This window comes from Alteromonas sp. CI.11.F.A3 (assembly GCF_032925565.1).
GTDB lineage: Bacteria > Pseudomonadota > Gammaproteobacteria > Enterobacterales > Alteromonadaceae > Alteromonas.
The window spans coordinates 128011-152220 of record NZ_CP136708.1 but is presented as its reverse complement, the minus strand read 5'-3'; the positions used below and the strand labels follow the sequence as shown (position 1 = coordinate 152220).

General features: G+C 42.1%; 23 protein-coding genes. 7 read left to right on the top strand and 16 right to left on the bottom strand.

The window, feature by feature from the left end; all coding sequences use genetic code 11:
- Positions 1-12: 12 nt before the first annotated feature.
- The 10 genes from mnmG to rpmH all read right to left on the bottom strand — a co-directional run bounded on the left by mnmG (position 13) and on the right by rpmH (position 8917).
- On the bottom strand, positions 13-1914 hold the full coding sequence (gene mnmG / locus R1T43_RS00640; protein ID WP_317351725.1) for a tRNA uridine-5-carboxymethylaminomethyl(34) synthesis enzyme MnmG: 1902 nt from the start codon (positions 1912-1914) through the stop codon (positions 13-15).
- 709 nt (positions 1915-2623) lie between these two features.
- Positions 2624-3445, bottom strand: a complete 822-nt coding sequence (locus tag R1T43_RS00635) for an ATP-binding protein (RefSeq protein WP_211070339.1) — start codon at positions 3443-3445, stop codon at positions 2624-2626.
- A 4-nt stretch (positions 3446-3449) separates the two neighbouring features.
- Entirely contained in the window at positions 3450-4121 is a 672-nt protein-coding gene (locus R1T43_RS00630; protein ID WP_211070340.1) for a DnaT-like ssDNA-binding domain-containing protein, read from the bottom strand.
- A complete protein-coding gene (gene mioC / locus R1T43_RS00625) occupies positions 4118-4555 on the bottom strand; it encodes an FMN-binding protein MioC (RefSeq protein ID WP_317351718.1) in 438 nt (145 codons plus the stop codon). Before mioC ends, R1T43_RS00630 begins: the two co-directional genes overlap by 4 nt.
- A 3-nt stretch (positions 4556-4558) precedes the next feature.
- Complete coding sequence (gene mnmE / locus R1T43_RS00620; RefSeq protein WP_317351715.1) at positions 4559-5947, bottom strand: tRNA uridine-5-carboxymethylaminomethyl(34) synthesis GTPase MnmE; 1389 nt, start codon at positions 5945-5947, stop codon at positions 4559-4561.
- Positions 5948-5950: 3 nt separating this feature from the next.
- The gene (locus R1T43_RS00615) at positions 5951-6433 is read right to left on the bottom strand and encodes a YajQ family cyclic di-GMP-binding protein (protein WP_057795044.1); all 483 of its coding nucleotides are present in this window, start codon (positions 6431-6433) and stop codon (positions 5951-5953) included.
- Positions 6434-6504: 71 nt separating this feature from the next.
- A complete protein-coding gene (gene yidC, locus R1T43_RS00610; RefSeq protein ID WP_317351712.1) occupies positions 6505-8157 on the bottom strand; it encodes a membrane protein insertase YidC in 1653 nt (550 codons plus the stop codon).
- A 10-nt stretch (positions 8158-8167) separates the two neighbouring features.
- On the bottom strand, positions 8168-8416 hold the full coding sequence (gene yidD, locus R1T43_RS00605; RefSeq protein WP_082605073.1) for a membrane protein insertion efficiency factor YidD: 249 nt from the start codon (positions 8414-8416) through the stop codon (positions 8168-8170).
- Entirely contained in the window at positions 8401-8760 is a 360-nt protein-coding gene (rnpA, locus tag R1T43_RS00600; protein WP_013786828.1) for a ribonuclease P protein component, read from the bottom strand. The genes yidD and rnpA overlap by 16 nt, the downstream gene beginning before the upstream one ends.
- Before the next feature lie 22 nt (positions 8761-8782).
- Positions 8783-8917 (bottom strand): 50S ribosomal protein L34, encoded by a 135-nt coding sequence (rpmH, locus tag R1T43_RS00595; protein ID WP_049791785.1) that lies wholly within the window; start codon positions 8915-8917, stop codon positions 8783-8785.
- 605 nt (positions 8918-9522) lie between these two features.
- On the opposite strand from rpmH, the gene dnaA reads away from it, so the two are divergent.
- The 5 genes from dnaA to R1T43_RS00570 all read left to right on the top strand — a co-directional run bounded on the left by dnaA (position 9523) and on the right by R1T43_RS00570 (position 16429).
- Complete coding sequence (dnaA, locus tag R1T43_RS00590; protein ID WP_317351702.1) at positions 9523-11232, top strand: chromosomal replication initiator protein DnaA; 1710 nt, start codon at positions 9523-9525, stop codon at positions 11230-11232.
- 32 nt (positions 11233-11264) lie between these two features.
- Positions 11265-12365, top strand: a complete 1101-nt coding sequence (gene dnaN, locus R1T43_RS00585) for a DNA polymerase III subunit beta (RefSeq protein ID WP_159534265.1) — start codon at positions 11265-11267, stop codon at positions 12363-12365.
- A gap of 118 nt (positions 12366-12483) precedes the next feature.
- The gene (gene recF / locus R1T43_RS00580) at positions 12484-13572 is read left to right on the top strand and encodes a DNA replication/repair protein RecF (RefSeq protein ID WP_317351696.1); all 1089 of its coding nucleotides are present in this window, start codon (positions 12484-12486) and stop codon (positions 13570-13572) included.
- Positions 13573-13580: 8 nt separating this feature from the next.
- Positions 13581-16001: a DNA topoisomerase (ATP-hydrolyzing) subunit B gene (gyrB, locus tag R1T43_RS00575; protein WP_317351693.1), complete on the top strand. Its 2421-nt coding sequence runs from the start codon at positions 13581-13583 to the stop codon at positions 15999-16001.
- A 155-nt stretch (positions 16002-16156) separates the two neighbouring features.
- Positions 16157-16429, top strand: coding sequence for a hypothetical protein (locus R1T43_RS00570; RefSeq protein ID WP_317351690.1), 273 nt, complete (start codon positions 16157-16159; stop codon positions 16427-16429).
- A 183-nt stretch (positions 16430-16612) separates the two neighbouring features.
- Here the strand turns inward: R1T43_RS00570 and R1T43_RS00565 are convergent, their stop codons facing one another.
- From R1T43_RS00565 to glyQ, 3 genes are all read right to left on the bottom strand, one after another.
- On the bottom strand, positions 16613-17059 hold the full coding sequence (locus tag R1T43_RS00565) for a hypothetical protein (RefSeq protein WP_317351687.1): 447 nt from the start codon (positions 17057-17059) through the stop codon (positions 16613-16615).
- Between the two features lie 71 nt (positions 17060-17130).
- On the bottom strand, positions 17131-19209 hold the full coding sequence (glyS, locus tag R1T43_RS00560) for a glycine--tRNA ligase subunit beta (protein ID WP_317351684.1): 2079 nt from the start codon (positions 19207-19209) through the stop codon (positions 17131-17133).
- A gap of 2 nt (positions 19210-19211) precedes the next feature.
- Positions 19212-20117, bottom strand: coding sequence for a glycine--tRNA ligase subunit alpha (gene glyQ / locus R1T43_RS00555; RefSeq protein WP_013782512.1), 906 nt, complete (start codon positions 20115-20117; stop codon positions 19212-19214).
- Between the two features lie 149 nt (positions 20118-20266).
- Between glyQ and R1T43_RS00550 the strand changes: the two genes are divergently transcribed.
- A complete protein-coding gene (locus tag R1T43_RS00550; protein WP_317351681.1) occupies positions 20267-20854 on the top strand; it encodes a DNA-3-methyladenine glycosylase I in 588 nt (195 codons plus the stop codon).
- A 91-nt stretch (positions 20855-20945) separates the two neighbouring features.
- Here R1T43_RS00550 and R1T43_RS00545 read toward each other — a convergent pair whose 3' ends face one another.
- The 3 genes from R1T43_RS00545 to R1T43_RS00535 form a co-directional block, all read right to left on the bottom strand.
- Complete coding sequence (locus tag R1T43_RS00545; RefSeq protein ID WP_211070350.1) at positions 20946-21398, bottom strand: DUF2489 domain-containing protein; 453 nt, start codon at positions 21396-21398, stop codon at positions 20946-20948.
- An 18-nt stretch (positions 21399-21416) separates the two neighbouring features.
- On the bottom strand, positions 21417-21929 hold the full coding sequence (gene yihI / locus R1T43_RS00540; protein WP_057795027.1) for a Der GTPase-activating protein YihI: 513 nt from the start codon (positions 21927-21929) through the stop codon (positions 21417-21419).
- Positions 21930-22460: 531 nt separating this feature from the next.
- The gene (locus tag R1T43_RS00535; RefSeq protein ID WP_211070351.1) at positions 22461-23084 is read right to left on the bottom strand and encodes a c-type cytochrome; all 624 of its coding nucleotides are present in this window, start codon (positions 23082-23084) and stop codon (positions 22461-22463) included.
- A 174-nt stretch (positions 23085-23258) separates the two neighbouring features.
- Here R1T43_RS00535 and yihA point away from each other — a divergent pair, with 174 nt between their 5' ends.
- Positions 23259-23876 (top strand): ribosome biogenesis GTP-binding protein YihA/YsxC, encoded by a 618-nt coding sequence (yihA, locus tag R1T43_RS00530; protein ID WP_057795014.1) that lies wholly within the window; start codon positions 23259-23261, stop codon positions 23874-23876.
- Positions 23877-24210: the final 334 nt, after the last annotated feature.

Here is a 24210-nt window from a genome sequence, read left to right as displayed (position 1 = left end):
ATTGAAATCTGCTTAAGCGCTTAATTTATCGTGTTTTCTTAACATGCCGTGCTTTTTCAAATACACCAAAAGCAAGGAAATAGCAGCCGGCGTAATTCCGGAAATACGCGACGCTTTACCAATAGTTTCAGGTCTCGCTTCGGTAAGTTTAGCCACCACTTCGTTTGATAAACCTGAGATTTTAGTAAAATCGAGATCAACCGGTAACAGAGAATTCTCGTGACGCTGTGTTTTGGCTATTTCGTCCATCTGGCGCGCAATATAACCTGCGTACTTAATTTGGATCTCAACTTGTTCAGCCGCAATAGGATCGGTTAAACCAGGTCCAATACTGTCAATCTCCATCAATTGACGATAGGTCATTTCAGGTCGGCGAATAAGTTCTTCTAGTGAATGCTCTTTGCTTACGGGTGTTTTAAGCAAAGTATTCAACGCTGGCGTAGCACTATGATCTTTATGGACCCAGTTTCCACGCATGCGTTGCAACTCGCCTTCAACCGCTTCTTGCTTAGTATTGAATGCGGCCCAGCGAGCATCATCCACTAACCCTATTTCACGACCTAACGCGGTTAAGCGACTATCGGCATTATCTTCACGAAGCAATAATCGATATTCAGCACGGCTGGTAAACATACGATAGGGTTCTTTCGTTCCCATGGTAGCCAGATCGTCAATCAATACGCCCATGTAGGCTTGATCGCGACGTAAAATAAGAGGATCTTTTTCTTGTGCTTGCAATGACGCATTTGCGCCAGCAATGAGGCCTTGTGCACCCGCTTCTTCATAACCGGTTGTGCCGTTAATTTGGCCAGCAAAGAACAAGCCTTTAATAAATTTGTTTTCGAGTGTTTGTTTCAGATCTCTTGGATCGAAGAAATCATATTCAATGGCATAGCCAGGGCGCACGATATGCGCGTTCTCGAAGCCTTTGATTGAGCGAACAAGATTCATCTGAACATCAAAAGGCAAACTTGTAGAAATACCATTTGGATAAACTTCAATGCTGTTTAAGCCTTCTGGTTCAACAAAAATTTGATGGGAATCTTTGTCTGCAAACCGAGTGATCTTATCTTCAATGCTTGGGCAGTAACGGGGGCCAATACCCTCAATTACACCAGTAAACATAGGAGAGCGATCAAGTCCGCCTCGAATAATGTCGTGTGTTTTTTCGTTAGTATGCGTGATGTAACACGGGATCTGTTGTGGATGCATTTCACGGTTGCCCATGAATGAAAATACCGGTGTTGGATTATCACCAGGTTGTGCCTGCATCACACTAAAATCTAACGAACGGGCATCTAAACGTGCAGGTGTACCGGTTTTTAAGCGGTCTACACGAAACGGTAAGGCACGTAAACGATCAGCGAGGGCTATCGAAGGGGGATCGCCTGCGCGTCCACCACGATAGTTCTCAAGGCCTATGTGGATGGTGCCGCCTAAGAATGTTCCTACTGTGAGTACCACGGTTTTGGCTTTAAATTTAAGCCCCATTTGGGTAACCACGCCAGTTACCTGATCGTTTTCAACCACGAGATCGTCAACGCTTTGTTGAAACAACGTGAGGTTTTTTTGGCTTTCTACAATTTTACGAATAGCTTGACGGTAAAGGGTTCTATCAGCCTGAGCACGCGTTGCACGAACAGCTGGTCCCTTGCTTGAATTTAGGGTTCTAAACTGAATGCCACCCTGATCGGCAGCCAAACCCATAGCTCCACCAAGTGCATCAATTTCTTTTACCAAATGACCTTTGCCGATCCCACCGATCGCTGGGTTACAAGACATCTGTCCAATGGTTTCAATGTTATGGGTTAACAGTAAGGTGTTTGAACCCATGCGAGCAGCAGCTAGCGCAGCTTCTGTTCCAGCATGACCACCACCGACTACGATGACATCAAATGCTTGGGTGTAATACATATCGAACCTCACTATTAACGTAAATGGAGTAACTTTTTTCTTTTCTGAACAAGCTGAAAAAAGGGCGCGTATTTTAGCTGACTTATTGCATAAAGAAAACGGTTAAATTTTCTTCAATGCAGTTGTTCATTTCTTTCTGCCCTGGCTTATTGATCTTAAGATCTCTTATAGATCTGTTTATTTTTATTATTATTAGGATCAGCAAGATCTGTTAGTAACCCTTTAAAGCAGTTTCAGATCATGAAGTTACACGATCTAAAAGGTTGTGCAATACAGATCGATAACCCCCTCATGATCTTGTGTATAAACCCCTTAGTTATCCACATGGGCAATTGTGAATAAAGTTACTCATTCTTCAGTAAGAGCTTATACACAGTGGTTTGTAGGATCCTATCCACAGCACTGATCAAGATGTGATCGCATTGGGGATAAAATGTTGGTTATTACTACTGTTAGATCGCTAACTAAGCATAGAATATGGCTTTCAGAGCGATCTTATTGTGGATGAGATCTTTCCACAATTTTTAGGTGGATCATGTGATCACTCAATATCTTTTATTTTGTGATCGGAAAAATAATTAAAAAATGATGGAGGAAACAGAAAAATTAGTGCCGCAGAGGAGCAATGATCATTATTAATGATACCCTTTTAAAGAAATACGAGGGTATTTTACTGATCGTTGAGCGCGCTTTCTCTGCGGTTTTTAGCTTAGCGAACCTGGTTAGGTTGGTATCTTGGCGTGATATTTTGTGCTTCGGCTTCATCTTGGGTTAAGCCTTCACGTCTACTTGGGCCTTGAAAGCGTACTTTATAAGTATCGTATTCTTTGACTGACTCAAAGCAATAACGGCCCATAGCGTGCTCTAGCTCGCCTAAACTATGGTTGGTAATTAAGATGCAGTTCTTTTTATTCACCAAACGTTGGCGCAATAAATTGCCTAACCAGCTTTGGGTATTCTTTTTAAGCACGGTTTCATTCACACAGACTTCATCCAGAATAAGCAAATCGACTTCAAGTAATTCTTGGTTTGCTTCTCTGAACTTCTGGCCTACGTTGTCTGTGGCGCTAAAATCATAAGAGAAATAACGCATTTCCAGTAGGGTTGAAAGCTGCCTGTATAAGACTGAGATCTCATATTGTTCTATAAGTTGATGGGCGATCGCGCCAGCAATATGAGACTTACCCCTGCCATAATCGCCGTAGAATAACATCATGTGAGAACCACTTTGACGCCAGGCGGGATCGTCATGAGCGGCAATAAAAGACTGTGCAATAGACACCGCTTCAATGACATCGTCGCTGTCTTCTATCAAGTTAGCGAACGTCCACTTGGGGTTTAGATCAGAACGCCCATGAATGGCTTCTACACGCGCTTTTTTAGAGCGTTGTTGTAGTTGACCAATTTCTTGGTTTGCTTGGTTCTCGTATTGCTTTCTAAGCGTTGCGTAATCGATGTATTCATCGTTAGGCTCGGAAGGCTTGTTAAGGGCCTTGGCAAGATTCGCAATTTTGTCTGTAATTCGATCCATAGCGTTAGTTCTTCTTTGTCGATGTGGCGTATTTTTCCACCAGCTTTCTTGCATTATCATCCGCTTCGATACCGGCTGCAACTTTCACTTGCTGATTTCCCACTTTTCTTACAGGAGAGTAACCCGCGGCTACGCGCTTATGTTTAATATTATGAGCAAATTTTTGTGTCCACTGAAACTCACTAAGGATTGTGCTTGGTCTGCCTAGCCAGTATGAAATGAATTCGCCCACTTCATTATCATCATATTCAGTATCGATAATACCGAGCAGAGAGGCCATTTCTAAAAACAGCTCCTTGTTTGGCTTCCAAGCGGCTGAAATAGCAAAATGGGATTTATGCAGGGCATCAAAATTTGATTGTGCGTTGTTTATGAGTGGAAGCAGCAGGGCTTTGCCGTTAATAGAATGCTCTAAATCCAACTCTTCTGGAAAAACCACCAGCCCCACAAGTTCAAGCTGTTTTAACAGGCTATTGATTTGCCGGCCACGTTGATAGGGGGTATCTTTTTGTTCGCCGTTCAATAGCGACAGTAAGTACTTATAATCGATAGCAGCACTTGCCGTTGAAGCCGTGTTGGCTGTTGGGCGTAAGCCAAGCAAGTAAAGTACGCGGCAATCGTTTGATATCGGCGATTGCAGTACCGCGAGTTCAGCTTGCGTTAGCGTTGTACTCATGCAGTTTCCAAGGAGCGTTCGAACAGTGCTACCGCTTCATCTTCTGGAATAGGATGTTCTAACACATCAATATGTATGGGGTCGGCAAGTAGGGTAGCGCCGGTATTTTTCATCGCGGTTTCTATATCTTTTGCACCATGGCAGAAGGTATCGTAACTCGTGTCACCTAAACCAATCACATAGAAATTCACACCCGTTAAATCAGCGTCTTTTAATGATTTCGCAAAAGGTTGGATATTATCAGGTAGTTCACCAGCACCATGGGTTGATGTGCATACTATCCATGTTGAATCTTTATTAATGTCGCTTAGCGTTGGTTCAAGATGAATAGTAAATGTATTGCCTCGCTGCTCGAGCGTTTTTGCAATAGCCTCAGCTACATATTCAGATGCGCCAAGCATGGTCCCCACAATTATTTCGTAGTGCGTTGTCATCAATTATTTACCAATACAGAAAGATGAAAATATCTTACCAAGTAAGTCGTCTGAGGTGAATTCACCGGTTATTTCACACAACGACTGGTGGGCTAACCGAAGTTCTTCTGCTAGTAATTCTCCGGCCATCGCGTCGTGAAGTTGTTGTTCGCCTATCACCACAAATTGATGAGCTTTTTCCAAGGCATCAAGATGACGTCTTCGGGCGATAAATTGCCCTTCGGTGGTGGTGTCGAACCCCATGGTGTTGGCTAAATGATCTCGCAGGGTATCAATACCGTCGCTTTGTTTTGCTGAAATATTAATAACCGGCATATCGCCATGTTCGGTTTTGACGTTATTCAGGCCTACTTGTAAGTCGCTTAGATCCGCTTTATTTTTAATAACCGTGGTTGGGATACCCTCTGGTAAGCGCGCCATAAATTCAGGCCAAATTTTATAAGGATCTGCCACATCGGTAGTGGTTGAATCAGTAACAAAAAGTACGTGATCCGCTTCACTAATGGCTTGCCACGCTCGCTCAATACCAATTTGTTCTACTTTGTCCGGGCTATCACGAAGACCTGCGGTATCAATGATGTGTACCGGCATGCCGTTAATGTGAATATGCTCTTTTAAAACATCACGGGTAGTACCTGCAATCTCGGTAACAATGGCGCTATCACGGCCTGCTAATGCATTTAGTAAACTTGATTTACCCGCATTAGGGCGCCCGGCGATAACCACCTGCATGCCTTCTCTGAGCAGACTTCCTTGCTTAGCTTGCTCTCGTACAACTTGAAGATGCGCAAGTATGGCGGCTAGGTCGCCAGACACTTTTCCATCAGATAAGAAATCAATTTCTTCTTCAGGAAAGTCGATAGCGGCTTCAACGTACATACGTAAATGAACGATTTGATCAGACAAGGTTTGTATTTGGGTTGAAAACTCGCCCTGTAACGAACGTAGCGCGCTTCTAGCTGCTTGTTTAGAGCTGGCATCTATTAAATCAGCGATAGCCTCAGCTTGCGCTAAATCGAGCTTGTCGTTGATAAAGGCTTGTTCACTGAACTCACCTGGGTTGGCTAATCGCGCTTTGCCAGTGGATAACACAGCGTCAATAAGCATATCCATCACAACCTGACCGCCATGACCTTGCAGCTCTAATACATCTTCGCCCGTAAATGAATTAGGCCCTTTGAAGAATAGCGCGATACCTTGGTCGATAACATTTTGTTGGCTATCGACAAACGGGGTATAGGTGGCCAATCTAGGGGTTAGGGGTGTGGGTACCAGAGTGGCTGCTATAGTTTTAGCATGTGGGCCTGATACTCGTACAATTCCTACTCCACCGCGCCCAGGGGCAGTAGCTTGGGCGGTAATGGTATCGGTTGTGATGATATGTGAATCCATATTTTAGTCGCGAAAGTTCTTAAATTGAAAAGGCTGACCTAAGTCTGATGATTTCACCAAGGCCATGGCTTGTTGTAAATCATCACGCTTTTTACCGGTTACTCTCAGTTCTTCACCTTGAATAGCCGTTTGTACTTTGATTTTTGCGTCTTTAATAATTTTTACGATTTTCTTCGCAATAGGCTGTTCTATGCCTTCTTTGAAAGCAATCGTTTGACGATAAGTTTTGCCGTTAGCATCAAAGGGCTTCATATCAATAAACGAAGTATCTAGGTTTCGCTTAGAGCATGCAGTTCTAAACATACTTTCCATTTGTTGTAATTGAAATTCCGCTTCTGCTTTCATGACCACGGTTTTCTCTTTGTATTCAAAGCTTGCTTCAATGCCGCGAAAATCGAAACGTGTGGCAAGTTCTCGGTGAGCATTTTCAGTGGCGTTACGCACTTCTTCCATATTGATTTCAGACACAATATCAAATGATGGCATAGTTAATTTATCCTCGTAGACAAAACAGCCCGCAATTGGCGGGCTGTTTATTATAAAAGAAATAGACGTTGCTATTTAATTCCCCGCTTCTCCATAGAAGCATATATCATTTTGGCTTGTACTAATGTAATGATGTTACTGACTAACCAGTATAATACTAGACCTGCAGGGAACCATAAGAAGAACACACTCATTGCCACAGGCATGAACTGCATTATCTTCTGCTGCATAGGATCAGTAATCGTTGTAGGTTGTAGTTTCTGCAACAAGTACATACTTGCGCCTGTTAATATAGGCAATACGAAGTATGGGTCTTTCACAGACAAGTCAGTGATCCACAATGCAAAATCTGCATGACGCAATTCAACACTTTCCATTAACACCCAATAAAGTGCTAGAAAGATAGGCATTTGCAGTACCAGTGGTAAACAACCACCCATTGGGTTAACTTTTTCTTTCTTGTAAAGCTCCATCATCGACTGAGACATTTTTTGTCTGTCATCGCCAAAACGGTCTTTAAGTTGTTGCATTTTTGGCGCTAAGTTACGCATGCGGGCCATAGACTCGTATTGCTTCTTAGTCAGCCAGTACATTGCACCTTTCACCACGATAGTAATCAAGATGATGGCTACGCCCCAGTTATTCACTAAGCTGTGCAAGAATGTAAGCAATGAAAACAGTGATTGAGATATCCACCATAAGATACCGTAATCGACCGTTAAATCTAATCCTCGTGCAATCTCTTTTAACTTATCTTGGTCTTTTGGACCCATGTAAAGGGTGCTAGATAGCGTTGTAGTTTCGCCAGTATTTACCACTGCCGCTGGCATCAAAACACCAATAACGGCGTATTGATTTGAAATATTGCGCGAGTAAATGGTATTAACTTGATCTTGTGGTGGTACCCAAGCAGATACAAAGTAATGCTCTAGCATACCAGCCCAACCCGCCTTGGTAGTTTCACGCAGCTTATCATCAGCAATATCGTCAAATGTGTATTTCTGATAACGATCTTCTTCGGTTGAATATGCCGCGCCGCGATAGGTAGGCATAAACATGTTGCCGTCATCTTCCGCGTCAATAACTTGTTTTAATTGTGCGTATTGCTGCACATTAGCCGCCGTACCGGAGTTATTCTCAACAGTATAATTTACCGCTACGTTGTAATGGTCTTTTTTGAAGATGAACGTTTTGGTAACAGTAAGTCCTTGGTCGTTTTTCCATACCAAAGGCACTTCGAGGGTATCACCGGTCATCTCGTAGAAATTGCTGTCGGTACGATAAACAGGGCGACCGCTGCTACTAGCATCTGGGCCATTGGCACCAATAAGACCACTTTGCGCGACATATAGATTATTACCTGAACGTAATAGGCTATAAGGTTCTTCAGAGCCTTGAGTTACTGGAAACTTTAACAAGTCTGCAGTAATGACATCGCCACCCAATAAGTCGATGCGAAGGTCTAAGCCATCAGTTTTAACTTCGATAATGCGATTAGCATTTGATGCGCTAACCATCGGTTTAGCAGCTGGCACGCTATCACCGGTAGGTACATCTTCAGATTGCGCATCATCAAATGATGGTACACCTTGTGATACCTGTTCGGCTTGCTCTGTTTGTACTTGCTGTACAGGTTGAGGTCCGTATTCTTTTTGCCATTGTTGCCAAAGCAAAAAGCTGACCAGCGCCAGGCCAATTATCAGAAAACTACGTTGCGATTCCATATAGGTCTCTTTATTTTGAGTGTTTATCTTGTTGTTTTTCCGGTACTGGGTCGTAACCACCGGCATGCAAAGGATGGCATCTTAATATGCGTTTGATTGATAGCCAACCGCCTTTTACTAATCCATGTGTTTTTAGTGCTTCAATAGCATACCAAGAACATGATGGATGAAAACGACAGCGTTGTCCTAAAATAGGAGATATAAACCATTGATACAGTTTTATGAGTACCAGTGGTATCGCGATTAAGACGCGTTGCAACGTTTGGCTAATTTTTTCCATAGCTTATCCATCGTTGCGAAAATCTCTTGATTGCTAAGTTTATCAGCACCAGATTTACCAATTACGATAATATCCACATTTGGGAGATCATGTTGCTTATGGCGAAAACTTTCACGAATTAAGCGTTTTAAACGATTTCGGTCGTGAGCTTTACGAATGCGCTTTTTGGCAAGGGTAATGCCTAAACGTGGGGATGGTAGAGTATTGGTTCTTGCTAGGATGGTAAACGAGGGAGATACAGCTGGAATTGCATTATCAAACACATAGGTAAAGTGGGTGGGAGTTAACAGACGTAACTCCCGTGAAAAATGATTTTCGCCCACTTTAGGTGCTTTCTACTTAAGCTTAAGCAGAAAGACGAGCGCGGCCTTTTGCACGGCGAGCTGCTAGTATTTTACGACCATTTTTAGTCGCCATACGAGCACGAAAACCGTGAGAACGCTTACGCTTCAAATTGCTCGGTTGAAATGTTCTTTTCATGACCAAAGTCTCACTTATATTTAATTAAACATAGGCGTTTTTGGTAAACACTTTATTCTGTTGCCAGAGTAAGTTGTGCTTATCACCAGAAAAGCCCATCGAAAAAGGACGCTGAATTCTAGAGATCTCGGGGGCTGCTGTCAATCAATAATCCACTATTTTGGTAGAAAATGTGAACAAAGTTTACTGAAAAGGCTTAAATGCTAAGCAGTAGGTATAATTTTAACTGTGAATAAGCTGGTTATAATCATCATTTTATCCACAGATTTTTAATTTTCATGCCGCTATGTATAGCATTTAGGCGGTGATCTCATACAATTATTACGATTTTAATTCTTAATTCAGCTAAATTAAGTACATTTTCGAATAAGAACTCTTTGTTTAATTATCAATAGGTTACAAGTTTGATCCTGATGATCCCCAAAGATCGTCATTTACTTTTTGTTGATAAAGTAAGATAATCCACAGCTATTAAAACGATAAAACAAATTCTCGCTGCTACCCAACAATATACATCCGCCTGATTCTTCTTCTTGGCGCGCATTTCGGTGCCTGTTTCTTTGTATTGGTTGTTATTTGCGAGTTACCGGAGCTAAGTAACTTACATGTCTTTATGGAATCAATGTCTTGAGCGTTTGCGTCAAGAATTACCCACGCAACAATTTAGTATGTGGATCAGACCTTTGGTTCCTCAAGAGGAAGAAGGTGTTGTGGCCTTGTTTGCCCCTAACCGTTTTATTCTTGATTGGGTTAGAGATAAGTATCTCGATAACATTACTGGGTTATTGCGGGAATTTGCAGGTCCGAACGCACCTCAGTTACGCTTAGATGTTATGAGTAGGGAAAGCTTAAGCCGCAGTAGAGCCGCTGCTTCACCTGCGCCCCAGCAACCTCAAAACCAAAATCAAAGCCACAATCAGAGCTTCAGTCAAGATCAGAGCTTTAGCCAAGATAAAAACGAAGCACCTGATCAATCGTATAACCAAGCACCTAGTCAGTCATTTAGCCAAGGTTCTGGTCAATCGTCTAATCAATATTCAGGGCGATCATCAGGAAATATGGCCGGTCAATCGGGCAACGATCAACAATCTATTGATAATAACAATAGTACTGCGTCATCACCTGTACAAGCGAGTGCGCGCTCTGCCATGCCTCAAACGGGGTACAGTCAGCAAAGCCACTCTACGTCTAATCATGACAATAGACAGTTTGATCAACGAAGTGCTGGATCTAACACAATGCGATCTGCGTCTCAGCAGCCTAAAGTGATCCCGATCCCAGAAGCGGCTAAGCATAAAAGTAATATCAACCCGACTTACCAATTTGATAACTTCGTTGAAGGTAAATCAAACCAATTAGCCCGTGCTGCGGCTACTCAAGTGGCAAATAACCCGGGTAGTTCTTATAACCCCTTATTTATTTATGGCGGAACGGGTTTAGGTAAAACGCACTTATTGCATGCTGTAGGTAATGGCATTGTGGCAAACAATGAAAATGCCAAAATCGTTTACATGCACTCTGAGCGCTTTGTGCAAGATATGGTTAAGGCACTACAAAATAATGCGATAGAAGACTTTAAACGCTTCTACCGTTCAGTAGATGCGTTATTAATTGATGACATTCAATTCTTTGCTAATAAAGAACGTTCTCAAGAAGAATTCTTTCATACCTTTAATGCGTTACTGGAAGGTAATCAGCAAATCATACTCACGTCTGATAGATATCCTAAAGAAATTGATGGGGTAGAGGACCGCCTTAAGTCTCGTTTCGGCTGGGGCTTAACTATTGCTATTGAGCCTCCTGAATTAGAAACTCGTGTTGCCATCTTAATGCGTAAAGCTGCCGAGAACCGTATTCACTTACCTAATGAAGTTGCCTTCTTTATTGCTAAGCGTTTACGTTCGAATGTTCGTGAGTTAGAAGGGGCATTGAACCGAGTGATTGCCAACGCTAATTTCACAGGTCGTCCGATAACCATCGATTTTGTTCGTGAAGCCTTGCGTGATTTATTAGCCCTTCAAGAAAAATTAGTTACGGTTGATAATATTCAGAAAACTGTGGCAGATTATTATAAGATTAAAGTTGCTGACATTTTATCTAAGCGAAGAAGTCGAAGTGTTGCAAGGCCCAGACAAGTGGCGATGGCTTTAGCGAAAGAGCTAACCAATCACAGTTTGCCTGAGTTAGGAAATGCCTTTGGTGGACGAGACCATACAACGGTACTTCATGCTTGCAGAAAAATAACGCAGCTTAGAGAAGAAAGTCATGATATAAAAGAAGACTATAAGAACCTCATTCGGACTTTGTCTTCCTAAAAAATGACCTTTAGAGGCGAGATAGCACAGCAATGAAATTTAGTATAAGCCGCGAACAATTTTTACAACCCCTTCAGCTGGTATCGGGGGCTGTAGAGCGTAGACACACATTACCTATTCTCTCTAACGTGCTCATTAAAGTTAGTGAAGACGCACTATGGTTAACAGGTACAGATTTAGAGGTTGAGCTCATTTCTAGCGTTAAGTTAGAAGGGGAGTTCACCGAAGGCGAAATCACCGTTCCTGCCAAGAAACTCTTCGATATTATTCGAGGTATTTCTGAAGGCACCGATATTCATTTCTCTTTAGATGGTAACAAAGCGCTTATAAAAGCAGGGCGTGGTCGTTACACCCTATCTACGTTATCAGCTAACGACTATCCAAATCTAGAAGATTGGGAAGGCGAAGTAGAGTTTGAAATCACCTGTAGCGATATGAAACGCTTAATTGATTCAACAAGCTTTTCAATGGCGCAGCAGGATGTTCGTTATTACTTGAACGGCATGTCGTTAGAAACGGAAGAAAACATTATTCGTACCGTGGCAACTGACGGTCATCGTCTTGCACTTTGTCGTTTAAGCTACGAAACAACACTTCCTGCCCGACAAGTTATCATCCCACGCAAGGGTGTACTTGAAATATCGCGTTTAATTACAGAAGACGATAAATCATTAAAAGTACAAATAGGTGCAAACCATTTACGTATTTTTTCAAACGACTTCATCTTTACCTCTAAATTGGTAGATGGCCGATTCCCTGATTATCGTCGGGTACTGCCTCAAGATGGTGATAAAGAAATTATTGCCAGCAAAGCGGTATTAAAAGATGCGTTTTCTCGTGCAGCTATTTTATCCAACGAAAAATTCCGCGGTGTTCGATTAAATCTTTCATCTGGTGAACTGAAAATTACAGCGAATAACCCAGAGCAAGAAGAAGCCGAAGAAATCGTAGATGTAAATTACCAAGGCGACGACTTAGAAATTGGTTTCAATGTAGCTTATCTAATCGACGTATTGAACTCGCTAGGTTCTGACGATGTGAAAATCAGTTTGTCTGATTCTAACGCAAGTGCCCTGATTGAAGATGCTGCCGATGATGCTGCACTTTATGTCATTATGCCAATGCGTCTGTAGTTATTAATACACTTCATTATTTATCGGCGGTGCGTTTGTATCTAAATTCTAGGATTTCTAGATTCATTCCATCGCCGTTTATCTTTAATTATTATCGTGCTTTTTACCGAGTTTTCTTATGAAACTGGACAAAGTCCAGCTTACGAACTTCCGTAACATTTCTTCTGCAACTCTTTCACCTTCGCCTGCATTAACGATTATTCGCGGTGTAAATGGCAGTGGAAAATCCTCACTTGTTGAATCTATTTTCTATTTAGGTTTTGGAAGATCGTTTCGTACCAGTAAACATACTTCTGTTATTAAAACGGGGGAAGAGGAATTCAGTGTTTTTGCTAGTTGCCGGAATGAGGACAGCGAGAAACTGAATGTAGGTTTTCAGCGTCGACGTAACGATACCTTTACCTGCAGCATTAACGGTGAGCATTCAAATAAGCTTTCTGATTTAGTTAGTTTAGTACCCGTTCAATTATTTACCCCCCAAAGTACTGATCTTATTTTAGGGTCTCCTTCTGAACGTAGACGTTTTTGTGACTGGGGATTGTTTCACGTGGAACATGACTTCCAAATGCTGTCGGTGCAATTTTCTAAATTTCTTAAGCATCGTAATGCCTTGTTGAAACAACAGTCCGATTTGTCGGCACCTCAAAATCAGTACTGGGAACAGTGTTTTCTCGAGCGGGCGGAAGCGCTATCTACGAAACGCGAAGAATATATTTCAAAATTGGCGCCTATTTTTGAAAAATACGCTACAACATTTCTAGCTGAGTACGAAGTTTCCCTTAATTATTATAAAGGATGGGAAAAAGATGCGTCTTTAGCAGAAAGCTTAGTTAAAAAACGTGAGTATGATGGTAAAATAGGTCATACAACTTCTGGCCCCCACAAGGCTGATATTAAGCTAAAAGTAAATGGGGTTAATGCCCAAGAGTTATTGTCTCGCGGGCAGCTTAGAATGGCTGTTGCGGCGCTTCAAATGGCGCAAACAGAACTATTTAATACGTTAACTAACAGAAAGAGTATCTTCTTGTTAGATGATGTAGGCGCAGAACTTGACGCCGATAAACGTGAGTTATTTATAGACGGGCTGTTGGATATGGATACGCAGGTTTTCGTTACTGCAATTGAATCTTCGCAGCTTGAATTCATACAAAAATATAACGAAAAGAAAATGTTTCACGTGGAACATGGAAGCGTGAAAGAGGAGTAAAACCTAGTATGTCAGAACAGAATAATTACGACTCGTCCAGTATCAAGGTACTTAAAGGATTAGACGCCGTACGAAAGCGTCCTGGTATGTATATCGGTGACACGGACGATGGTACAGGACTTCACCACATGGTTTTCGAGGTTGTTGATAACTCGATAGATGAAGCATTGGCTGGACACTGTTCAGAAATCGTTGTGCAAATACACACAGATGGTTCTGTTTCTGTTTACGATGATGGTCGCGGAATTCCAACTGCGGTGCATGAAGAAGAAGGTGTATCTGCAGCAGAAGTTATTATGACGGTTCTGCATGCCGGCGGTAAGTTCGATGATAACTCTTATAAAGTATCAGGCGGACTTCACGGTGTAGGTGTATCTGTAGTAAACGCTCTTTCAAGCAAATTAAAGCTGCGTATTCGTCGTGAAGGTAAAACTCACGAGCAAGAATACCAGCATGGTGTGCCTCAACAGCCATTAGCCGTTATAGGTGAAACTGATAAAACAGGTACAAGTGTACGTTTCTGGCCGAGCTCAGACACTTTTACGAACACTTTGTTCCACTACGATATCCTAGCTAAACGTTTAAGAGAGTTATCGTTTCTTAACTCTGGTATTTCGATTCGCTTGAAAGACGAGCGAGATGGTAAAGAAGATCATTTCATGTACGAAGGTGGTATTAAAGCCTTCGTTGAATATTTGAATCAAAAGAAAACACCTGTACACCAGAAAGTATTTCATTTCACACATGAGCAAGAAGATGGTATTTCAGTAGAAGTATCTATGCAGTGGAATGATGGTTTCCAAGAGAATATATACTGCTTCACCAACAACATTCCTCAACGAGATGGTGGTACCCACTTAGCCGGTTTCCGTGGTGCGTTAACAAGAACGCTTAATAACTACATGGAAAAAGAGGGTATGAACAAAAAGGCGAAAACTAACACGAGCGGTGATGATGCGCGTGAAGGTTTAACGGCTGTTGTATCAGTGAAAGTACCTGATCCTAAATTCTCTTCACAAACTAAGGATAAACTGGTTTCTTCAGAGGTGAAATCCGCGGTTGAATCAGCAATGAACGAAAAACTTGCTGAGTTCTTACTTGAGAACCCTGCCGAAAGTAGAATTATTGCTGGCAAAATTATTGATGCGGCACGTGCTCGAGACGCCGCACGTAAAGCACGTGAAATGACTCGCCGTAAAGGTGCATTAGACCTAGCTGGCTTGCCTGGTAAGCTTGCTGATTGTCAGGAAAAAGATCCTGCACTAAGCGAACTATATATAGTGGAAGGGGACTCTGCTGGCGGTTCAGCCAAGCAGGGACGAAACCGTAAGAACCAAGCTATTCTTCCGCTTAAAGGTAAAATACTGAACGTTGAGAAAGCACGTTTTGACAAAATGCTTTCTTCACAAGAAGTGGCCACGCTGATCACTGCACTAGGTTGTGGTATTGGACGCGACGAATATAACCCAGAAAAACTACGTTATCACAGCATCATTATCATGACCGATGCTGATGTGGATGGCTCGCACATTCGTACATTGCTACTGACATTTTTCTACCGTCAAATGCCAGAAATCATTGAACGTGGTTATATCTATATTGCACAGCCGCCGCTTTATAAAGTGAAAAAAGGTAAGCAAGAACAGTATCTAAAAGATGATGATGCGTTAACGTCATACCTAACCTCTATCGCTATTGATGGCGCATCTTTGCATACTAGTGATGATGATCCAGGTATCAGCGGTGTCGCGTTAGAGCAATTGGTAACTTTATACCAATCTGCAGAGAAGATGATTACGCGCATGAAGCGTCTAATGCCTTCCTCTATTCTTTATAGAATGATTTATACGCCTACATTGAATCTAGAAGATTTAAAAGACGAAAGCACGCTAGCAAACGTGGCTGAGCACTTTGTAGCACAGCTTACTGAACGTGAAAATGATGGCGCAACATACCGTTATGAAATTCGCAGAGACATCGAACTTAGCGAGTTCTATATCACCATTATTATGCGTATGCATGGTATCGATTACGAATACGTAATTGGTCACGACTTTATTGAGTCTACTGAATATCAGCGTCTTAAAGAGCTTAACTTGGCGATTAACGACATGATGAGCTCTAATGCGTTTATACAACGTGGTGATCGTAAGATGCCTGTAGAGTCATTTAAAGAAGCACTAGATTGGTTAATGAGTGAAGCTAAACGCGGTCAGTACATCCAGCGTTATAAAGGACTAGGTGAGATGAACCCAAGCCAGCTTTGGGAAACCACCATGGACCCTGAAGGTCGTAGAATGCTTCAAGTGAAAATTGAAGATGCCATAGCGTGTGATCAATTGTTTACTACGCTAATGGGCGACCAAGTAGAGCCAAGACGAAACTTCATTGAAGCTAACGCGTTAAGAGTAGAAAACTTAGACGTGTAAAGAGGTCAATGACCCACACACCTTAGTGTGAATTGATAAAAAAGCCTGGCTTCTTTAACAAAAAGAATCCGGGCTTTTTTGTTTATAAAGCACGCTTATAATCGTAGCCTCAATACATATATTTCAGCCCAAGGTATCCGCCTACAACAGATTATGTGCAGTTTGACTTGCTACCACTTGAAGCGCAAGAAACCCATTGGAGCGCCCATGGAGACGCGCCTGAAGTATGGGAAGGAGCAAAGCTAGTATCGAGTGGTAAACATTATGGCTTTTTAGAGGTAGAAGATATTCCATCGGGTACTGATGATTATGAAGTCATAATGACGCCGCGCTATGTCTTTCCATTAATGGATGATACTGGTGTGGTGACAGGTGAGTTTGAGCAACGACAATATGACAACGTAGTGACGATTTTAGTCGAGCGCTAATCAGTGGTAATCAGTAATAATTAGGGATAGGTGGATAGGTAGGTAGGGGTTAGGTGTAGGTGATTGAGATAACAATACGCGCATACCAAAAACCGGGTTAATAAAAGAGTAGGCTTAATGCCTACTCTTTTTCTTTATTATAGCGCTATGAACCAGTGATTTAGGCGTTCAGAAACTAAAGCCTTACGGCATTCTAGTTATCACCAAACTCACTTCATTGTCGTCTGCAGGAGCAACCTGAAAACGATAAATACCGGTATTAGAGGGTGTAAATTGTAGGTTCTCAGAGCCTTGTTTACAGACTAAAAATATCTTAGTGCTTACCATAACAGACTGACCCTTGTAATTACCTCCACAACTTTGACTCGGTGTCCAAATAGCATCAGACAAACGAAAGTCATAAGGTTGTCCATCAGCGATAAGCTCTACATTGACGTACCAACCGTTACTATCTTTTTTAAACTGATAGGCCGATGTGGCTTCCCACCAATTAAATACGCCTCGAAGAAACAAGTTCTCAAACTGAATTTTTGGTGATGGCTGGGCTACTTCTGGAATAGAAAAACCACTTCTGCTTGAACAGGCAGAAACAAAAAGCGAAAAAATAATGACTAACAGGGTTTTATTCACACTAACTCCAATAAAAAAACGCCCAACAGATGTTGAGCGTTTTTAGTCTATAACTTACTTACCAAACTAACTTAAGACTTCGCTAACAAGGAAACATCTGCGGTAGTTAGGAAAAGTTGCCTTAAAAGCGATAACAACGCAAGTCTGTTTTGTTTAACCGCGTCATCTTCTGCCATTACCATTACGTCATCGAAGAAACTATCAATGGCACTACGTAGTGTAGCCATAGTAGAAAGTATCTTAGTGTAATCTTGAGTAGCAACCGCTGTGGTTACCACAGACTCTGCAGAAACAAGCGCGCTGTAAAGTGCTTTTTCAGCATCTTCACTTAACAATGATTCATTTATAGAAACATTAATACTGCTATCGACACCTTGCTTCGCCAGAATGTTCGCAACACGCTTATTAGCTGCTGCCAATGCTTGGGCTTCTTCAAGTTGTTTAAACTCGGCTACGGCGTTTACACGGGCCACATAATCGCTTGGTTGAGTAGGGCGTCTTGCTGAAACCGCTTGAATAACATCAATAGCGATACCTTGGTCTTGTAACACCGCGACAAACCTTGCTAGTACAAAGTCGACAACCTGTGCTTTGAAGTCTTGGTTAGAAAGCTTATCTCCGTACACTTCACCCGCTTTAGCAACAAGCACTTCAAGGTCTAGAGGCAGTGAAAGCTCGGTGATAATACGTAGCACACCAATAGCGGCACGGCGTAACGCGAACGGGTCTTTGTCACCTTTCGGTAGTTGACCGATACCAAAAATTCCAACCAGCGTATCTAGCTTGTCAGCAAGCGCTACTGCAGCACTAACGCCTGGAGAAGGCAAAGCGTCACCGGCAAACCTAGGCATATACTGTTCGTACAGGGCTTCAGCAACCGCAGTATCTTCACCATCATTTAACGCATAGTATTTCCCCATAACGCCTTGTACGTCTGGGAATTCCATTACCATGTTGGTCATTAAGTCAGTTTTAGCAAGTAAACCTGCACGAGCCGCAAGGGCTTCATTCGCGTCGATTTGAGACGCAATAAAACCAGATAGCGCAGAAATACGTTCAGATTTTTCTTTAAGTGTTCCTAATTGCTTTTGGAAAAGCACGCTCTCAAGGCTGGCAAGTCTGCTTTCAAGTGATGTCTTTTTATCACTGTTAAAGAAGAACTCAGCATCAGCTAGGCGAGGGCGAATAACTTTTTCATTTCCGCTTATTACCTGAATAGGATCTTGGCTTTCAATATTACTTACAAATAAGAACGTGTTAGAAAGCTGACCTTCGCTATCAAGCAATGGCACATATTTCTGATCGTCTTTCATGGTGTAAATAAGCGCTTCTTTAGGCACCGCTAAGAAGCCTTCTTCAAAGCTTGCTTGCATCACAACCGGCCATTCAACCAATGAAGCAATTTCTTCAAGCAGCTCTTCATTAAAATCGGGTGTAAGCGAAAGCGTATCAGCAGCAGTTTGTAGTTGCTGACGTACCTTGTCTTTACGCGCAGTGAAATCAGCTACCACGTAATGGGCTTCCAAGGCACTTGCATAGTTGTCGGCATGGTCTAGCTCAAAGCGCGCTTCACCATGGAAACGATGGCCTTGAATAGTCCTTCCACTTGCTAAGCCTAACGCGGTTAAGTTCACTACTTCACTGCCATACAGCGCAGTAAGGGTATGAACTGGGCGAATAAATTGCGTAGTGTAATTACCCCAACGCATCGCTTTAGGGATAGGAAGCTTAGCAATAGCCTGGTTAAGTAAAGACTCTAGTAACTCGCCAATCTGTTTGCCTGGCACGTGCGCTTTGTGCAACAGCCATTCACCTTTGTCGGTAACAAGGCGTTCAGCATCTTCTACACTAATACCATTACCACGGGCCCAACCTTGAGCGGCCTTAGTAGGGTTGCCATCTGCATCAAAAGCGGCGCTTACAGCAGGGCCGCGTTTTTCTACCGTTTTATCAGCTTGGCTTTCAGCCAACGCAGAAACATAAACAGCTAAGCGACGTGGTGCAGCAAACCAACTGACGCTGGTAAAACTAAGCTCAGCAGCGCTAAGTGCTGCCTCAAATTGCTGTGCAAAGGCTTCGCCAAGAGACTTAAGCGCTTTAGGTGGAAGCTCTTCTGTTCCAAGCTCTATCAAACAATTCTCTGTTCGCACCCTTAAGACTCCTTATTACAAAGTGGGAAACCAAGCGCTTCACGCTTCTGGAAATAACTTTCAGCACATGCTTTTGCAAGAGTACGCACACGTAAAATGTAACGTTGACGTTCTGTCACTGAAATAGCATGGCGAGCATCTAGCATATTAAATGCGTGAGATGCCTTCATTACTTGCTCGTAGGCAGGTAGTGGTAAATTCTTCTCGATAAGTAGCTGGCTAGCTGCTTCGCATTCATCGAATGTACGGAATAGGGCATCAACGTTGGCATATTCAAAGTTATAGGTAGATTGCTCTACTTCATTTTGATGGAATACATCGCCATAGGTGACTTTACCCATAGGGCCATCTGCCCATACTAAGTCGTAAATGCTATCTACGCCTTGTACATACATGGCTAAACGTTCTAGGCCATAAGTAATTTCGCCGGTAACTGGCTTACATTCAATACCGCCAACTTGTTGGAAGTAAGTGAACTGAGTCACTTCCATACCATTAAGCCATACTTCCCAACCAAGGCCCCAAGCGCCAAGGGTAGGTGACTCCCAGTTGTCTTCAACGAAGCGAATGTCATGCACCAGTGGATCGAAACCTAATTCTTTCAAAGAACCCAAATACAATTCCTGAATATTGTCAGGAGAAGGCTTCAACATAACCTGGAACTGGTAATAATGTTGTAAGCGATTTGGGTTTTCACCGTAACGACCATCAGTAGGGCGACGGCAAGTTTGTACATAGGCACTGCTCATAGGCTCAGGGCCTAATGAACGAAGAAATGTCATTGGGTGAAAGGTACCCGCACCTACTTCCATATCAAGGGGCTGAATTATAACGCACCCTTGACGCGCCCAATAATCTTGAAGCGCAAGGATCAAACCTTGAAAGGTATTAATATCGTATTTCTGCATACATCCGCTGCTTATTGGTTATCTGTATCTTCAAAGGTGGGATAGTATACAATTTGTAACGCATAGTATGTAGGTGTAAAGCGTTAAAAAGCGCCATGAAACCCGCTAAAAGATAACTAAAAGGTCGATTGAAGAGGCTATTTAAGATTATGACGTCAACTGGATTGAATCGTTGTGGATGGGTGAGCGATGACCCTCTATACCAAAAATATCATGATGAACAGTGGGGACGGCCCGTTACAGATAGCAAAGAGTTGTTCGCTAAACTTTGTTTAGATGGTCAGCAAGCTGGATTGTCGTGGATCACCATTTTAAAAAAACAAGCAAATTACGAAGCCGCTTTCCATGACTTTGAGCCTACAAAAATAATTCAAATGGATGAGCAAGAAATAGCGGCATGTTTGCAAAACCCTGGTATTGTGCGCAACAAGCTGAAAGTGGCGTCCATTATTAAAAATGCCCATGGCTATTTAAATATCGAAAAGCGCCAACGTTTTTCTGACTTTATTTGGCAGTTTACCGACGGTAAAACCATCATCAATGAATGGGAAGACTTTAAAGAAGCGCCTACCTTTACCGCTGAATCTAAAGCTATGTCGAAGGCGCTAAAAAAAGAGGGTTTTTCATTTGTAGGTGAGACCATTTGTTATGCATTCATGCAAGCGGTAGGCATAGTGAACGACCACGTTACAGGCTGCCACTGCTACGAGGAAACCCGAAGTTTAGCAAGACGCTAACCTTCAATAAAATCCCAACAAAACCCCAATAAAAAAGCGCTTCATAATAAGCGCTTTTAAAAAACATACACATACCAACAACGATAAGTATTTAACTAATAGACTGGCAATAAGCCTTGATTGCTGGCATTTCACTTAACACTTTAGATTCATAATCTGACTCAATTTGCTCTCTAGCCAAGTCTTGCTTACGCCTTTCTTGTTTAGTCAGTTTCTGCCTATCTTCTAGTACGGCGAAGCCGCTCACTTCTACGAATAACGCATAAGTATGAGGGTAGGAGGCTTTATGATCTGGCGGAGACAAAATAGGTAATGCACCCAATAAGTTGACTATCCGAATAACCCCTTCAGATAAGTCGCACTGTTGTTGCTCCATAGCCTTAGCGATAGTGTAAATACTTTCGCTAATCGTTTTTACGCGCTCGTCTCTGACCTTCTGCTGGCGTTGGTTTTGTTGCTTTAGCTGGAACAACAACCGACCGGCATAAAAACCAAGTGTGACGATAACTAGTAGCGCCACAATAACTAACACTGTCCACAGCATAAAACAGAGCCCGCCTTACTATTTCTTAAAGTCGTTAATATCTATAGCGTCTAAATCGTCTAATGGATCCATCTCGTCGTCATCCTCATCATCGTCTTCTACGATGCCAAGCAAATCACAAAGAATGCGGTGGCGTGCCATTTTTTCATCAACGTAAGATTGTTGCTCTTTAGTAAGTTGCTTGTCGTCATCAAGCTTATCTAACAATGACGCTAAACGCTGATCTGCTTCAAGTGCCGCTAGCTCTTCGCTAGGTGTGGCGAATTTCTGCTTTTCTTTCGGCGTGGTAATTGTCGTTTTCTTAACGACTAAAGGAATAGGTTTCTTACTGCCTAAACGTGGATCTTGGTTTTCACGACGTTTAGAAGCACCGTTCTCACCTTGCTCAACGTTGTGACGGCTACCCGCTGGTTTGCCTTTATGCTTCTTTGGACGAGGAGTACTTTCCAGACGTTTTTGCCCAGGTTTACGATCAGGATCTTTCCTGACGCCAATGAGTCCAACTTTACGAGACTTTTTTGATCTTGCCATATATAAAAGGTATCAAATTTTTAGTGATTGAAAGGGCATATTATAGCGCGAATTGCTCAAAGCTTCTTCATCAATACAGCATGATTCATCGGAAAGTGAATATACTGTTTAATGTGCTCGCGATAATATAACTTGAGGGTCTACGAAAAAGTAGGTGTTTGCCGAATAATGCGTAGTATAAAGGCTGGCTAATACGTAAATTTAGGCAAGAAAAAAGGCGATGGCTTTCACCATCACCTTACATTGTTTGAGTGTCAGATGACACCTCTCCCGTTATTTACACTTCTATGTGTAGTTGTGCTTCCCAGCTTGGCTCCCCTTTTTATTGGTTTTAGCAGAGCTCATTTTGTTCTTGGCCTTCTTGGCGCTTTATCCAATCTTCCGTGTTGTATTTTTATTATTATTCTTGTTATTTAGCCTGTAGAGTTTCAGACAAACCTACAAACTATTGCGATAGACTACACGAATATTTTTGAAATACAACTTTATACGCAACAATTAATTAACAAATGCGCATATAATTTAAGAGTCTTAGTGTAAGCCCGCGATATAGTTAGATAAAATTTCGATATCTTCATCGGTTAATTTCATCGCAATATCACGCATCATGCCATTCATATCGTTATGGCGCTCGCCTGCACGGAAAGATTTCAATTGTGCTGCAGTATAGGTTACATGCTGCCCACTGATATCAGGGAAACCCGCTAAGCCCATACCGTTACCTTTAGGACCGTGACATGCGATACATGCAGTAACACCACGAGATTCATCGCCGCCTTGGTATAAAGCGCGACCAGCTTCAATATATTGCTCTGGCGTTTCACCTTCTTTAGGTGTTTGGCTTGAGAAGTAAGCGGCTAGGTCTTTCATGTCTTGTTCTGAAAGAGGGGCTGCCATACCGTTCATTACGGCATTGTTACGGCCTTCTTCGCCACCTGTCTGTGACGCAAGCTTGAACTCCATTAATTGCTTAACGAGGTACTTTTCATGTTGTCCTGCTATTTTGGGATTCATGTCTATCATGCTGTTACCATCAGGTCCATGACATGCTGCACATACTGCAGATTTTGCTTTACCGGCTTCAGCATCACCTTCTGCCATCGCAGAAACTGAAATACCTAAAGACACACACAATAACAAACACAGTTTTTTCATAATAAATCTCTTAAATGGATCCAACGGCTCGCGTAACATACGTGATATCATGCGTATTTTACACATTTAACGCGTCAGAAAAACCTATTCCATGATAAAACTATGGTTTTTAGCAGGTTTAGATCATTAATAGAGTTTAATTCTAGAGTTATGACGCATTTGAGGTAAGTCTAGATGTCGTATTACACCAAAGCAAAGTTCTTTACCAGTGCACCTGATATTCGCCATTTAAAAGATGATAGCGGTATTGAGGTAGCGTTTGCTGGCCGTTCTAACGCGGGCAAGTCGAGCGCGTTGAATACACTCACTCGTCAAAAGAACCTGGCAAGAACCAGTAAAACACCAGGGCGTACACAGCTCATCAATGTTTTTAATCTTGAAGAAGACCGTCGTTTAGTCGATTTACCTGGTTATGGGTTTGCCCAAGTACCGCTTGCGATGAAAAATAAATGGCAACAAGCATTAGGTGAATACCTTCAAAAGCGTAAATCGCTTAAAGGTTTAGTGGTGCTTATGGATATTCGTCACCCATTTAAAGATCTTGATCAAGATTTGATTCATTGGGCAGTAGATTCCAATATCCCAGTATTAGCCTTACTGACTAAGTCAGATAAGCTTAAATCAGGGAAGCGAAAGGCTCAGCTACTTATGGCGCAGGAAGCTGCACTGGCGTTTATGGGTGATGTGACGGTAAATACCTTTTCATCGTTAAATCGTCAGGGATTACCTGAACTCGAGAAAGTGTTGAATAAATGGTTGGCACTTGACGAAAAAACGGCTGACGAAGAATAGAAATAAAAGGCTAGATAAAAGAAAGCCCCGCTAAAAAGCAGGGCCAAAATACTGAGAGAAAACACATAAAAACCGAATATATAGAGTGTGCAAATTTCGGTTAGTTCACTTTAAAATATAAAAATATCTTTTCTTTAATTTAAGCTTAAGATTTTTAAGGCTTTTTTCTTTCTGGATTTTTGGAAACTTTATTCCAGACATAAAAAAACCCCGACAAATCTGTCGGGGTTAAAGCAAAGGTTTGAAAACAGATTTCTCACCTCTGTACCCTACACGCATTAGGGTACAATAATGGTGAAAAAAGGCAAGTAAGAGTGTAATAAAATTACCAAAC